Here is a 15,123-nt window from a genome sequence, read left to right as displayed (position 1 = left end):
CATATATTTCAATTTGCGCCGATATATGGTGAGAAACGGTCGATATATTCGAAACATCGCCGATAAAATTTCATTTACCATTTTGCGCGCCACGCCTCATCTACAATATTTCATAAAGTTTCCTTATAGTGAGCCCTTTTCTTTTACACATGATGGCAAGCAACAAAATGTCCTTCCCCAACATCACGAAATTCCGGTATAGTCTGCTTACAAATATCTGTTGCAAACGGGCAACGTGTATGAAAACGGCAACCTGACGGCGGATTCGCTGGGCTTGGAATATCCCCTTGCAAAATAATTCGCTCTCGCTTAACAGTTGGATCAGGAATTGGTACCGCAGATAACAACGCCTTCGTATATGGATGAAGCGGATTTGCGAATAGTTCATCACGAGGTGCCGTTTCTACGATTGTCCCTAAATACATAATACCTATCTTTGTACATAAGTGTTCGACCACACTTAAATCATGTGAAATAAATAAATAGGATAAACCTTTTTTTTCTTGTAATTCACTAAACAAGTTTATAATTTGCGCTTGAATCGATACATCTAATGCCGCAACAGGTTCATCAGCAACAATAAACTCCGGGTTTAATACCATTGCCCTCGCAATGACAATACGTTGGCGTTGTCCCCCAGAAAATTCATGTGGATAACGATCGATGTGATATGGTGCTAACCCACATAACTCTAGTACTTCTAATACTTTTTCACGAACGTTTTCTTTTGTCGCTAGTCCATGCGCTAACATCGGTTCACCGAGTGCTTCACCAATACGCATCCGTGGATTCAATGAACTAAATGGATCTTGGAATACAAGCTGCATATTCGGACGATATTTTCGCAGTTCTCCTTTTGATAGCGTATGAACATCTTGCCCTTTAAATTTCACTTCACCTTCTGTTTTTTGGACGAGGCGAAGAATCGTTTTCCCAATTGTCGTTTTTCCGCTTCCGGATTCCCCGACAAGGCCAAATACTTCGCCTTTATTAATTGTAAAACTAACTCCATCTACAGCCTTTACATGCCCAATTGTTCTACTAAATACGCCGCCTTTAATCGGAAAATACGTTTTTAAATTCTTTACTTCTAATAACGGTTCACTCATTGTTCAGCACGCTCCTCATATAACCAGCAAGCTACTTTATGATTCTCTTCATGCATATTCAGATTTGGCACTTCATTTTTGCATATATCCATGCAATGTTCGCAGCGACCACTAAAGTAGCAAAACTCACCTAAGCCAACTAAGTTTGGAACTTGCCCCGGAATTGAATATAGTTTATCTGTTCGTTTTCCCATTACCGGTTTTGACTTTAGTAAACCTTTTGTATATGGGTGTTTCGGATTTTGGAATAGCTCCAGTACAGGTGCTTCTTCAATGACTTTGCCGCCATACATTACAACAACATAATCTGCCATTTCAGCAACAACACCTAAATCATGTGTAATTAATAAAATGGATGTTTTAAACTCTTCTTTTACTTGTCTTAATAAATCTAATATTTGTGCTTGAATCGTAACATCAAGTGCCGTTGTTGGTTCGTCAGCAATTAACAGCTTTGGATTACAACTAAGTGCAACTGCAATCATAATTCGTTGTAACATTCCACCACTCAGTTCATGTGGATAAGAATGAACAATCTCATCTGCACGCGCTATACCGACTTTGCGAATTAACTCGATTGCCTTTTTATATGCTTCATTTTTACTAAGTAGCTCATGCTCCCTTAACGTCTCAACAATTTGTTCTCCCACAGTAAAAACTGGATTAAGGGATGTCATTGGCTCTTGGAAAATCATCGCAATGTCATTTCCTCTTAAACTACGAAGTTCTTTATCTTTCATGCCCAAAAGACTTTGCCCTTCATACAGGATATCACCGCCAACAATGCCGCCAGATTCAGCAATAAGCCCCATAATAGATAAAGCTGTTACACTTTTCCCGCAACCTGATTCTCCTACTACACAAACTGTTTCACCTTCTCGAACCGAAAAACTAACATGATTAACGGCCTTTACCGTGCCTTCTTCTGTCTGAAAGTGTGTTTGTAAATCCTTTAGCTCTACTACTGCTTTACTCATGCTTCCTCACCTACCGCTTCATCTTTGGATCCAATGCATCTCGAAGTGCATCACCAAGTAAGTTAATTGATACAACTGTTATAAAAATCGCAAAACCAGGCGGAATCCATAACCATGGGCGTTTTTGGAAATCGATTAATGAGTTCGCTGCGCTAATCATATTCCCCCATGATGGTGTAGGTGGTACAACTCCAAGTCCTAAATAACTTAATGCCGATTCGCTTAAAATAGCTCCTGCCACACCTAACGTCGCTACAACAATTAGCAAAGGAAATACATTCGGAATTAAGTGGTACAAAATTTTCCGGTAATCCTTTAATCCTAGTACATCAGCAGCCTGCATAAATGATTGCTCTCGAAGTGTTAAAATTTGGCCTCGTACTAAGCGTGCCAATCCCGGCCATCCAATCAAACTTAACATAACCATAACGACATACAGCCGATATTCAGATGGTAGTTTCCATTCTGATAAAATAGCACCCATAATGATAAGTAATGGTAATCCTGGAATAGACATTAATACGTCCGCAATACGCATAATAATATGATCCACAACACCACGATAAAAACCAGAAATAGCCCCTAATACTGCCCCAAGGATGACAGATAATAGCATAGATGCTAAACCGATTGTTAAAGAAATCCTTCCTGCTAACATTAATCTCGTTAAAATATCTCGCCCTAATTGGTCCGTACCAAGCCAATGCGAAAAGTTAGGTGGCTTATTAATTTGCGTTACTTGAATCGCACCAGAAACGTACGGTGAAAAAAATGGTCCAATGAAACAAAAGAAAAACATAAAAATTAAAGTATAAAGACCAAACAATGCTAATTTATTTTTCTTAATTCTTGCAAATGCTTGCCGCCATGGCGAAGTTACATTTCCTTTTTTCTTCTTTACTGTTACAACAGTCTCCATCTTTCTCCCTCCCTTACTTTAATCGAATACGCGGATCGACCATCGCATATACGATGTCTGCTAAAAAATTTGCGATAACTGTCAGGCAAGAGAGAAACATTGTGAATGCCATTAACACCGTATAATCTCGAAAACTTAACGCTTCTAATTGGATACTTCCAATTCCGGGCCAGTTAAAAATTTGCTCAATAATAATAGCACCAGAGAACAATCCTGGTAGTTCAAATGCCAGTAATGTAATCGCTGGTAAAATTGCATTTTTTAACGCATGTTTATAAATGACTACTCTCTCTTTCAATCCTTTTGCACGAGCAGTCCGGATATAATCTTGTCTAATAACTTCTAGCATCCCCGTTCTAAAATAACGAGTCAATGAGCCAACGCCAAGGAGCGTTAAAATGCATACCGGTAAAATCATATGTCTTAAAACTTCCATTATGTAAGCAAAGCCAGTCGAGTTACTTCCTATATCAATCATGCCACCGATAGGTAATATGTTCAGATCGACAGCAAATACTTTAATTAAAAATAGACCAATAAAGAACGATGGAAATGACATCGCAGCAAAAACACCAATTGTTACTAATGCATCAAACCATGAGTGTTGCTTTGTTGCTGAAATAACACCAACTATAAGTGCAATAATCCAAGTGAAAACTAAAGCCGCCACAGCAACAATAAAAGTATTCCAAATAAATTTATTAAGCAGTGCTGTTACAGGCTCCTGATATTGCAACGAGAAACCAAAATCTCCATGTAACGCATTACCTAACCAATGAAAGTACCTTTCAATAATAGGCTTATTTAATCCATACAGTTCTCTTAACTCTTGCGCTCTTTCTGGCGTCAACTTTGGATTTGAATCCACATAATCCCCCGGCAAAAGAGCGAATAAGAAAAAGATAATAATAGATGTACCAAAAAGTGTAGGAATCATTTGCAGAAACCTACGAATGATATATGTTTTCACCTTTTTGTCTCCCCAATCATAGTGGCTTAAAAATAGAAGAACATTTTTTCAAAACAGCATACTCTTAAAGCTGTATGAAAAAATGTCTTCTATTTATCATTACCTATCCTTATTGTTCAATAGATAAAACAGGCAAGTTTGCACTAATGCTATCGTATTTCTCTGGTTCAATACCTTTCACACGTGCATTGTATGCTGAAATACTTTTACGATAATTTAATAGAATTACAGGTGGATCATCGCTTAGTTCTTTATATAACTCTTTATAAATCGGTTTTCTTTTTTCAATATCAACTGTCTCGATACCTTTTTGAATTAATTCATCCACTTTTGGATTACTATAACCCGCTGAGTTATCCGGATGTGTAGATGCAAGTTCAGCTACTGCGTCATTTGGATCAGAAAGAATCGGCGTTGCAACAGCCGCTAAATCATAATCAAATTTTCCAACTTTCGATACAAGTGTATTAAAGTCCATAATTTCCGGATTGAATTCTACACCTAACGCTTTATAGTTTTCTTTTGCGATTGGAATAAATACTTCTTCTTGCTTTCTACCACTTGCTGCATAATAGCTTAACTTTAACTTCTGGCCATCTTTTTCACGAATACCATCAGAACCCACTTTCCAACCAGCTTCATCTAACAATTTTTTCGCTTTCTCTAAATTGTATTCGTATGGGTTGATATCCTTATCGTCATAAGCCCATGAAGTTGGTGAAATCGGTATGTTAGCAACAGATGCGTTTCCTTGGAAGTTTGTATCAATCACTTTTTGGCGCTCTAATCCGTAAATGAATGCTTGGCGGACACACTTATCTTTAAAGTACGGTTGCTTATATTCCTTTCTCTTTTCCATGTCAATAGTTCTACCTGATCCGAAAGAAACGATGTAAAAATTATTCTATTATGTAACAGACGAGCATAGACTACTAACAAACTACCAAAAAGGGGGCGAAAATATGGACAAACTATTCCAATATGTCTTGCACTATGTTGCATTGACGCTCATGATAGTTGGGGCATTGCTACTATTCCCGTTCTTCCCGAAGTTCGTCCTCTTTTTAGCATTTTTCTTTATGCTCGGAATTGCGATCACCATTTCTATAGGGGAAGACGATACACAAAAAGAAAGCAGGGTTCAGCGGGCGAAGCTGTAGACTCTGCTTTCTTTTTTTCAATCATAACGGATTCTTTTTAAACCAATTACAAAGAATACACCGCCAAATAAAATGAGTACACCAACATACCCTGCTATATCTACCAATGTGCCTCCCCTTGCAATTAATTCTGTAAATCCACGCATTGCCCAAGTTTGTGGAACAAAATTTGCTACCTGTTGCATCCATTCCGGTTCTATTTCAATCGGCCAATACAGCCCACTAATCATGCACGTTGAAATCACAACGATATTACCTAAAGCTGATTGTTGCTCAGTTGTTTTCACAATACTTGCTAATAATAATGCTAAACCAATTACCGCTAACAACAACGCTGAAACAAGTATGATAATTCCTAATAAATTTCCCCACTGAACACCGAACATAACATTCGTTAACAACATTAAAATCCCAAACTGAATCCACCCAATTAAAAAGAAGGAAAGTATATATCCTCCAAGTATTTGAGCCTTTGAAGCAGGTGTCCCTAATAACCGATACCAAACGCCAAGCTGTCTTGATTTTAAAATCGTGCCCGTTGCACTTAGCATCACAATCATTACAAACAGAATAGAAAATCCTGCAGATCGCCCTGATACGTTATTCAACTTTACCTCCCCAGGGACAATTGATTCCTTTTGAAGCGAAACTGGTTCTGCCTTTGTATCGATCGTTTCATACAGCTTCTCCCAAGACGTTCCTCCTCTTTTCTCCGCATCCCTTGCTGCTGCTACCTCTATTTTCATCTTTTTCATTGCGCTTTGTAACACTTGTTCTACAGATGCTCCTCCTGTAAAATCAGCGCTTGATTGGAATTTAACCTTCTCTACCTTCTCGTCTGCCATACTCTTTTGAAATTCTTTTGGGATTATCACAATACCCGAGGACTTTTTATTTTCGATTTTCTGTTTTGCTTCTTCATATGTTACCTTTTCTATAGAAACCAAATCACTTTTCTCTATTTCTTTATAGTAGGAGTTAGATAATATAGACCCATCTTGGTCAACTAAACTAATATTTACTTTTTCGTTTCCACTTCCACCTAAAAGCCCACCAAAAATAAGTGTAAAAATAATCGGCATTCCAAACATGAGTATATAGCTCTGTGGCTTAATTAAAATCTGTTTTAATTCGAGCCAGCAAAGCGCCCAAACTTTCTTCATTGATTCTCCTCCTATCTCGCTTGTAAACGAAATGTTCCGATAATAACAGAAACAACACCTACAATAGATAAACTTAAGATAACTGGAAGTAACGCATACCAAGATGTACCTGACATAATGTTTAAGAAACTTGTAAGTGCCCATTTATTCGGAGCAATGCCAGCAATCGTTTGAAGAGTATCCGGAAATACATAGATTGGTAACATTGATCCTCCTAATATAGCTAACAACTGAATTCCAATGCCACCCATTAAATCAGCTGTTTTTTCTTCATGAATCAATGCCGCGATAAGCATAGATAAACCAGAAACACAAATCGCATACGCAATTCCTACTACCGCAATTTGTGAAACATCTTCACCCCAATTCACATGAAATGCGTAATGGGTAGCAACTACAAACACACCAAATTGAAGATATGCGAACAATAAAGTTCCAAAAAACTTTCCTATTAAAATAGCCAGTGAACTAGTCGGTGTACTTAATAGCCTTGCTAATGTTTCTGTTCGTTGCTCCGTTATAATGGATTTTGCTCCTACTGTTATGTTGAATAATAAAAACATCACTAACATTGCAGCGGCATAATATTGCATCGCAGTCACTGTTTTTTTACCGATTGTTCCTTTTTCAACTCCGTCGGTATTGGACGTCGCCACTGTTTGCAAATTCGTACTTATCTCTTTTGCAACCTGTTCCATACTGCCAGACTGTAATTTTGCTACATCTGTTACGACAGTCTTGGTAGAAACAGCAATTGTTTGTGCACGATCTGTAAAAGAACGAATGAGTGATTCAGCAATTTTTGTTTGTATATCTTTTGATGGATCAGTAATCAATTTCGGTTCTTTTAATCTTCCATCCTTTATATGTTCGCTCCAACCGCTTGGAATGATGATTCCTACATCAACCTTCTGTTTCTTTAGCAGATTCTCTAACTCTTTTTGCGAGGTTACAATTTCGACTTTCACATCGTCTTTTATTTCTTTTGAATGTAATACATCCTTTTGAAATACATCAGCAAAATCATCTGCACCTTCTTGATAGTAACCAATTACCGTTTTCGGTAACCCTCCGTTATCAAATATGTTACTTAGTGCTAATCCTAAAATAGCTGTTAATAGAAGTGGCATAATTAACATCATCATAAATCCACGCCGATCTATGAAACGAATTTTTAAATCTTTCCATGCAATAATAAAACTTTTCATAAGCTTCTAACCTCCTCAATCACGAAGTGAACGTCCTGTTAACTGTAAAAAAAGAGCTTCTAAATTTGGTTCTTGTACTTCAAGCTTTAAAATTTGTGCCTGATTCTCTACAACTACCGAAACAACAGTACCAACAGCTCCCCCGTTCTTCAGTCCAATATCAAGAGTATTTGTTTTCTCATCGACGACAACCCGTTCTACAGTGGGGATTGCCTTTACATTCTTCAATAGCTCCTGGGTAAAGCAATTCAATTGCACCTTCACCATAAAGCCATCTGCTAGACGGTTGCATAATTCCCTTTTCGTTCCTAATGCAATTACTTTTCCGTGATCTACAATCGCAATCCGTTCACATAAATACTCCACTTCTTCCATGTAATGACTTGTATAAATGACGGTCATACCTTTTTCATTTAATCCCTTTACCGTTTCTAAAATATGATTTCGCGATTGCGGGTCAATCCCAACTGTCGGCTCATCCATAATTAATAGCTCTGGTTCATGCATTAATGCTGCACCAATATTAATTCGGCGTTTCATGCCCCCTGAAAATGTTTCAATTTTATCTTTTGCACGATCTTGTAGCCCTACATATGCTAATACTTCATCGGCTCGTTTCTTTGCAACAGCCCCGCTTAACCCATACATTTTCCCCCAAAAGATTAAATTTTCTTTCGCTGAAAGTGTAGGATATAAAGCAATATCTTGAGGAACGATTCCGATTTTCCTTTTTGCATCTAACGGATATTCTTTTACAGATTTCCCTCCAACTTTAATATCACCACCATCATATGGAATCAGCCCACAAATCATTGATATCGTCGTCGACTTTCCTGCGCCATTTGGACCAAGCAAGCCAAATGTTTCTCCTTTCTTCACTTCAAAGGATACATTCTTTACAACTTCTTTCTTCCCAAACGATTTTGTAATATGATCTACGACTAACATGTCGATTCAGCCCCTTTGCATTCACCTTCGATCTCATTGTAAAAAAATATCCTCTTTCTTCCATCACCCTTAGGATAGAAATATAAAATAAAAAAAGCAGCATCATTTGCTACTTTTTCGTTCTTCTCTATGCTAAAAGTCATGTGTATGTTGTAATACCATATCTCACCGCGTATATAGCTGCTTGTGTCCGATCTCTCAGCTCAAGCTTACTAATTACATTAGACACATGATTTTTTACAGTTCCCTCTGTAATAAACAACTTTTCTGCAATTTCTTTATTGTTTAATCCAAATCCAAGCTCCCTTAATACATCTACCTCACGCTCTGTTAATTGTTCCATTTGCTTTGGCTGATTCTGCTCTGATATATCCATTACTTTTGTTCTTTTTAATTCCTTCACAATTTGAGCGGTTATATCTTGCGGAAGAACAGCTCCGCCTCCATGGACTGTTAATATTGCCTGAACAATTACATCTGTCTCCATATCCTTTAATAAATAACCACTTGCTCCTTGTTCCAAAGCTTCAAAAATAAGTTCGCTATCATTAAATGTCGTCAGCATAAGAACTTTCATATTAGGAAACCTTTCCCTTATGAGACGAGTTCCTTCAACTCCATTGATACCAGGCATACGAATATCCATTAAAATAATTTCAGGTTGTAATTGTTCTGCCCTTTGTACTACTTCGGCTCCATCATTCGCTGTTCCCACCACTTCAAGTTCTGAATGTAAATTTAATAGCATTGCTAAACCATCTCGAATCAGTGACTGATCATCAACGATCATAATACGAATCATATCGTTCCCCCTATTACCCACATTTTTTCCTTAAGTGGGAATTCAACCTTTAATCGAAATCCCTTTTCATTTTCACTCTCAAATCGAATCATTCCACCATGTTCTTCTACGCGCTCTTTCATATTCATTAATCCAAAACCAGGACTTACTTCATTTACACCGATACCATTATCAGAGATCGATAATATCACTTTTTCATCCAGACAAGATAACTTCACTTCACATAAACTAGCTTTCCCATGGCGTTTTGCATTCGTTAATGACTCCTGCATAGTACGCAACAATGTAGGTTGTAATGACAGCGGAATGATAATTGGGTCCCCTTGTAAATAAAAGTTTACTTGTACTTTTGTTATCTTTGAAAATTCATTTAGCATTTCCTTCATGCTTTCTATTATGTTTCCTAGACTTTTCTCTTCCTTCAATGCACGTACTGAGGCTCTTACTTCTTGAAGAGATTTTCTAGCTAACTCATGACATGTATGTAAAACATCCTCCGTAACATCCGACTTTTGCTTCCATAGGGCCTCCGCTAGCTGTAACTGAACAAGTAATGCCGTCATATTGTGACCGACTGTATCATGAATTTCTCGGGCAATATCGTTCCTCTCCCGAACTGTAGTTAATTCCTCTACTTCTTTTGCATAGAGCTGCAACTGTTCATGCGCTTCTTTTAGAGCTGTATGTGATAATGCCAATTTTTCATATTGATCATCAACAGTTTGGTGAGCTACTGTAAGTTTTTTAATTAAGTTTCCCGCTAAAGCACTGAAGACAATGAACATAAAATTAATGGCATTTTCCCAAACCCTTATCTCTCCAACATACCAATATGTATATAGTAAAATAGCAAACCAACATACAAAGAAAAAACTCACAAAAAAATATACAACTATTTTCCGCTGTGCATTTATAAATAATCCTACTGCATCAATTCCAAATATAATTAAATATAAAGTTGTCTCTGGAAATAAAAATCCTAACAGAGCTGTAATTACTCCATTTGAAAGTAATATATATATATCACGCCGCTTTCCTTGATGTGGTTGCATAAGTAAAATGTGATTTACAATGTAAACAAATAATGAAAAACCAACAAAGATTTTCAAATCTACTGTTTCACGTGAAACATAAATCATATATACAATGCAAATAATAACAATCGTAATGATACGCGCATACCCTAACATAAAATTCTCCTCGCATTTTGAAATATTATTTTCAATCACACTAACTTTTTTATAAAGTGAGACTTTAATCAGTGGGGTTTTTTTTCATCCCCCACTGATTCTCAGCCCTTACCAATCGGGCTGTTACGGGCAGTTTATCTCCCACCTACCTTCTTTAGAAAAGCGGAAGCGGCTCGCTCAGAATCGTAGGACGCCCGCGCCCCTGGCAGAGAGGCGCTTTTTGCCTCGTCCGAGGGGGCGAAACGACCGGAGATTCTAGCCGCTAGAGTTGGACAATGCTTTCGCCGAATTTTGAAGTGGGAGTATTACTGCCCTTTAATGCAGGATAAACTGTCCTCATAATATAACAACAAGAAAATTATACCATTACCACCTCGGTTTAATGGACATTAGAAAAACAAGTCACCCCCACATATGTTGAGAGGATGACTCGTTTTTTCATCTATTCCATCATACTATCTAATCGATTATATAATTCCGCCCGTAATCGTTCTTTCTCTGCTTTTTCTTTATATAACCGCTCCAATACTTCAACCTCACTTGTTTCTCCCATTGCACACTCCAGTCTATATATCCCTTCTTCTATATGCATAAGCTTATTTTCAAGTTCGTCTATACCACTAAATTCTTTCTCTTTTACTCTTATATTCATTCCTTTAATTTTTGGAGTCTCTTGTTGTTTCACTTCTTCTTTCTCTATTCTTTCTGCCCATTTCTGACGTGCCCAAGCATAATTCCCCGCAAATTCAAATAATCTATGTTCATCAATCCAATACGTTTTCTCGAATAATTTATTTAAAAAGTAGTGGTCATGTGAAACAGCGAGAATCGTTCCTTTATATTGTTCAAGCGCCTCCTCCAACACCTCTCTTGATTCAATATCTAGGTGATTCGTTGGCTCATCTAGCACGAGAAAGTTTACATCTTGGTACATTAGCTGTGATAATCTTAGCCTCATCCGTTCTCCTCCGCTAAGTTGATTCACCTTCTTAAAAACAGCCGGTCCGTAAAATAAGAAGCGTGCTAATATATGTCTTGCCTCTCCCTCTGTTACAGGTACACACTCACGAAAAGCTTCCAATACATTAGCCTTTATGTTTACATAAGTATGCTGCGATAAATATCCAACTTTCACAGCACTACCAATTCGAATTTCACCAGCATCCGGTTTTATTTCCTCTAATAACAATTTTAATAATGTTGTTTTTCCTGTACCGTTCCGCCCAACAATAGCGGCACGCTCTTGAAAACGAACGTGTAAATTAGCTTCTTGAAATAAAGTATGATTAGCAAACCCTTTGCTAACTTCCTTCATTAAAACAACATCTTTCCCACTTCTCTCTTTCCCTTCAAACTGAAGTCCCATCTGTTTTCTTTCTATAATTGGTTTCTTTAACTTCTCCATCCGTTCTAGCGCACGTTCCATATTTCGAGCTCTTTTATGCAATCCTTCATTCGGAGGATTCGCTTGATTCGCCCATTCTCTTAAACGCTTAATTGCTTCCTTCATTTTCTTTATTTTCTTTTGCTGTTCTTGATAAGATTGAAACTCTTGCAGTAGTCTTTCTTCTTTTTCTTTCACAAACTGCGAATAACTCGCATGATAGACGTGAAGTTCTCCGTCTTCTAAATCAAAAATCTTCGTAACAACTTCATCAAGAAAATAACGATCATGCGAAATGACAACAACTGTCCCTGTATACTCTTTTAAAAATTGTTCAAGCCACTCCACTGCAAATAAATCTAAATGATTCGTTGGTTCATCTAACAGCAATAAATCTGGTTTCTGTAATAACATATAGGCCAGACTCACCTTTGTTTGTTCTCCACCACTTAACTGCGTAAAAATTCGTGGAAATAGCTCCTTCACTTGTAAACCATTTGCTACCTTCATGATATTTGCTTCTATTTCATAACCACCTAAAAATGCAAATTCCTCTTGCACCGCACCGTATTTTCCCATCAACCTCTCTAAGCCAATTGAATCTTGTTCCTCCGCCATACGTTTCTCTAAACTACGCATTTCTGTTTCCAATTCTTTCTCTTTTACAAAAGCAGCGCTTAACACATCATATACAGTCATTTCATCAGCAAACTTCGGAATTTGTGCTACGTGACCAATACGGGTTCCTTTCTTCATATGAATAGCACCCGCATCTACGTTCTCAGTTCCTGTTAACAATTGAAAAATCGTCGTCTTTCCGCTACCATTTCGCCCAACTAATCCAATGCGTTCACCAGTCTTAATTTCGAGCGATATATTTTCAAATATGATGTTTCCACCAAAAGATTTCTTTACATTGTTTACACTACAAATTGTCATTTTCCGTACTCCTTTCAACGTAAAAAAGCCATGGGGAAAGAAACTTTCCCCATGGCTTTTTGCATAGAAAAAGGAAGCCAAATAGCCTCCCTTTTCACACGTTTATAAAATGGGTGAAGAGATTTCTATCGTTCAATAGCTACTATGCAATTGCTAAAAAAGGGCATACGTATCCCGTTCGCAACCACATCATGAAAAATCGCACGACAAAAATAAATAAAATCTAAAAATTTTGCGCGCGCAGCTAAAGAACGTTTCACCTCATTCACTCCTTTCGTACAGAAATTAATACTTACCCTTTTATTATACTGCCCCATTTCATGTTTGAATAGTCATTTTTCTGAAAATAATGAAGATAGACTAAACATTTCAACAAATTACATCCACTCTTACAAAACTGTTATGTTCACGTAATGGAAAGCGATAGTACGAAACCGTGCCTCCTTATACAATAAAGATGTAAACAAGTGACAACTAAAAGGAGGAAAAAATCATGATGAAAGAAATCGTAAAAGCAATCTTTGAGGTACTAGTCAATGGACAAGCAGTTGTAAAAGAACTTAACCAACTATAAAAGGAGGAAGGAAAATGATGAACATGGTAAAAATGATTCTCCATGCTTTAATTGATGCAAAAGCAGTTAGCCAAGAATTAAATGAAAAGTAAAAGGGGTAAAGGAATATGAAGAAAGCTATGATTACAATCGCAAGCACAATCGTTGCTTTGTACACACTAAAAAATAGAAAAAAGAAACAAAACGAAAACACTTTATATTATCCATATACATTATTACAGAAAAAATAAAAGACAAGATACCCAGGTGCAACTCGGATATCTTGTCTTTTATTTTTTGTTTCTTTCGTCTATACAGGATTTCTTCTCCTTTTTCACGAATAGAGTAAACGGGAATTTTACATATATTTTCAAAGGGGCATATACGAATGGATAAACAACAACTTTATTTTTTAAATGATATTAGCAAACAAAAACCCGAGAGCATCCGTAATAAAAATACAGCTTGTCCTTTTTGTGATACGGAAAACCTCACTGATATTTTAGAAACAGACGGTTCTATTATTTGGCTGAAAAATAAATTTCCTACACTGAAAGATACATTTCAAACCGTTCTTATTGAAACAGATAATTGCGATGATCATATCGCAACCTATACAGAAGAACATATGCGAAAGTTAATTCGCTTCTCAATTAAACATTGGATTGCTTTAGAAAGTAGCGATGAATTTACTTCCGTTATTTTATATAAAAATCACGGTCCCTTTTCAGGTGGAAGTTTGCATCATGCGCATATGCAAATTATCGGAATGAAATATGTAGACTACTTAGAAAACGTAGCACCTGAAAATTTTCAAGGCGTCATTGTAAAAAAGAATGAACAAATCGAACTTAATATTTCTACACGACCAATTATTGGTTTTACCGAGTTTAACATCGTTATTGAAAACATAAAATTCATTGATATAATGGCACATTATATTCAGCAAACTGTGCGTTACATACTCACGGACTTTCATAAAGGATGCAGTAGCTATAACTTATTCTTCTATCACCTGAATGAAAAAATCATTTGTAAAGTCGTTCCACGTTTTGTTGTTTCACCTTTATATGTCGGATATAAAATCCCTCAAGTTTCTACAAAGTTAGAAGATGTGAAGCAACAACTCGCACAATATTTTATACAAAAGAGCTCTTTCTAATAGAAAAATAGAGTAGGTGCCTAGGCCCCTACTCTTTCACTATTCCTTTATTTCGATAGTACACGTCCTCTAGCCCAACGTTATACTTCATATTTTTATCAGTCCACTCAGGTCCTAAATTACCTGGCCATCCGGATGTATTGGCTATATATTTCAGTAATGCAAAGTCTGTCAGCCCTTTTTCTACACCTCTTTTATATCCCTTCATTAAGTAAGGCATAGCAATTTGAGCATTTGTCCGCGGATCTTTCAACTGCTCGTCCGTTAAGTGATCGGGAGCAAGCCCCCCACCTCGATGTAACTGAAACAATCCAAAAGAAGTACCATTGTCCCCAATACTTCGTGGATTCAAACGACTTTCATGCTCGGCAATTGTAAGAGGTATCCATTCTGGAAGATTTACTTTTTTTGCTTCTTCAATAATAATTTGTTTCATTTGTTTAGCTTCCTCTGAATCAACATAACTTACTTGATTCTTCGATCTTTCCATTCCTTCAGACTCTCCTTGGAAATACAAATACATCCCAAGAACAACTAAAAATCCTACAAAGAATTTTTTCACTACCTCTACCTCTTTCTCTGCTGAAATTTGTCCCCTTTCAGCCCTTCCTTACAATTTTACCTGCAATCTATCAACTT

General features: G+C 37.0%; 15 protein-coding genes and 1 pseudogene. 3 read left to right on the top strand and 13 right to left on the bottom strand.

Annotated elements, in window-relative coordinates:
• Window positions 1–143: 143 nt before the first annotated feature.
• From HRG09_RS20065 to HRG09_RS20045, 5 genes and pseudogenes are all read right to left on the bottom strand, one after another.
• Entirely contained in the window at window positions 144–1,109 is a 966-nt protein-coding gene (locus HRG09_RS20065) for an ABC transporter ATP-binding protein (RefSeq protein ID WP_174102627.1), read from the bottom strand.
• Window positions 1,106–2,086 (bottom strand): ABC transporter ATP-binding protein, encoded by a 981-nt coding sequence (locus tag HRG09_RS20060; RefSeq protein WP_174102626.1) that lies wholly within the window; start codon window positions 2,084–2,086, stop codon window positions 1,106–1,108. The genes HRG09_RS20065 and HRG09_RS20060 overlap by 4 nt, the downstream gene beginning before the upstream one ends.
• A 10-nt stretch (window positions 2,087–2,096) precedes the next feature.
• Complete coding sequence (opp4C, locus tag HRG09_RS20055) at window positions 2,097–3,005, bottom strand: oligopeptide ABC transporter permease (RefSeq protein ID WP_174102625.1); 909 nt, start codon at window positions 3,003–3,005, stop codon at window positions 2,097–2,099.
• A gap of 13 nt (window positions 3,006–3,018) precedes the next feature.
• On the bottom strand, window positions 3,019–3,975 hold the full coding sequence (locus HRG09_RS20050; RefSeq protein WP_141540422.1) for an ABC transporter permease: 957 nt from the start codon (window positions 3,973–3,975) through the stop codon (window positions 3,019–3,021).
• Between the two features lie 109 nt (window positions 3,976–4,084).
• Window positions 4,085–4,810 (bottom strand): annotated as a pseudogene (locus HRG09_RS20045) (ABC transporter substrate-binding protein); the annotation flags it as partial.
• Between the two features lie 127 nt (window positions 4,811–4,937).
• Between HRG09_RS20045 and HRG09_RS20040 the strand changes: the two are divergent.
• Entirely contained in the window at window positions 4,938–5,135 is a 198-nt protein-coding gene (locus HRG09_RS20040; protein ID WP_174102624.1) for a hypothetical protein, read from the top strand.
• A gap of 17 nt (window positions 5,136–5,152) precedes the next feature.
• Here the strand turns inward: HRG09_RS20040 and HRG09_RS20035 are convergent, their stop codons facing one another.
• From HRG09_RS20035 to HRG09_RS20005, 7 genes are all read right to left on the bottom strand, one after another.
• Complete coding sequence (locus tag HRG09_RS20035; RefSeq protein WP_174102623.1) at window positions 5,153–6,298, bottom strand: ABC transporter permease; 1,146 nt, start codon at window positions 6,296–6,298, stop codon at window positions 5,153–5,155.
• Window positions 6,299–6,309: 11 nt separating this feature from the next.
• Window positions 6,310–7,506 (bottom strand): ABC transporter permease, encoded by a 1,197-nt coding sequence (locus tag HRG09_RS20030; protein WP_174102622.1) that lies wholly within the window; start codon window positions 7,504–7,506, stop codon window positions 6,310–6,312.
• Window positions 7,507–7,521: 15 nt separating this feature from the next.
• Window positions 7,522–8,454, bottom strand: coding sequence for an ABC transporter ATP-binding protein (locus HRG09_RS20025; RefSeq protein WP_174102621.1), 933 nt, complete (start codon window positions 8,452–8,454; stop codon window positions 7,522–7,524).
• Window positions 8,455–8,593: 139 nt separating this feature from the next.
• A complete protein-coding gene (locus HRG09_RS20020; RefSeq protein WP_174102620.1) occupies window positions 8,594–9,256 on the bottom strand; it encodes a response regulator in 663 nt (220 codons plus the stop codon).
• The gene (locus HRG09_RS20015) at window positions 9,253–10,446 is read right to left on the bottom strand and encodes a sensor histidine kinase (protein ID WP_174102619.1); all 1,194 of its coding nucleotides are present in this window, start codon (window positions 10,444–10,446) and stop codon (window positions 9,253–9,255) included. Before HRG09_RS20015 ends, HRG09_RS20020 begins: the two co-directional genes overlap by 4 nt.
• 442 nt (window positions 10,447–10,888) lie before the next feature.
• The gene (gene abc-f / locus HRG09_RS20010; protein ID WP_174102618.1) at window positions 10,889–12,769 is read right to left on the bottom strand and encodes a ribosomal protection-like ABC-F family protein; all 1,881 of its coding nucleotides are present in this window, start codon (window positions 12,767–12,769) and stop codon (window positions 10,889–10,891) included.
• 125 nt (window positions 12,770–12,894) lie between these two features.
• The gene (locus tag HRG09_RS20005; protein ID WP_309232263.1) at window positions 12,895–13,029 is read right to left on the bottom strand and encodes an RAxF-45 family protein; all 135 of its coding nucleotides are present in this window, start codon (window positions 13,027–13,029) and stop codon (window positions 12,895–12,897) included.
• A gap of 421 nt (window positions 13,030–13,450) precedes the next feature.
• Between HRG09_RS20005 and HRG09_RS20000 the strand changes: the two genes are divergently transcribed.
• Complete coding sequence (locus HRG09_RS20000; RefSeq protein WP_000710037.1) at window positions 13,451–13,573, top strand: hypothetical protein; 123 nt, start codon at window positions 13,451–13,453, stop codon at window positions 13,571–13,573.
• Between the two features lie 137 nt (window positions 13,574–13,710).
• Window positions 13,711–14,484, top strand: coding sequence for a DUF4931 domain-containing protein (locus tag HRG09_RS19995; protein ID WP_174102616.1), 774 nt, complete (start codon window positions 13,711–13,713; stop codon window positions 14,482–14,484).
• Between the two features lie 28 nt (window positions 14,485–14,512).
• On the opposite strand, the gene HRG09_RS19990 is transcribed toward HRG09_RS19995, so the two are convergent.
• Complete coding sequence (locus HRG09_RS19990; protein WP_174102615.1) at window positions 14,513–15,046, bottom strand: transglycosylase SLT domain-containing protein; 534 nt, start codon at window positions 15,044–15,046, stop codon at window positions 14,513–14,515.
• Window positions 15,047–15,123: the final 77 nt, after the last annotated feature.

The organism is Bacillus sp. Xin1, assembly GCF_013314535.1.
Classification (GTDB): Bacteria; Bacillota; Bacilli; order Bacillales; family Bacillaceae_G; genus Bacillus_A.
The sequence above is the reverse complement of the archived record's forward strand: the minus strand, read 5'-3'. Positions and strand labels throughout refer to the sequence as shown.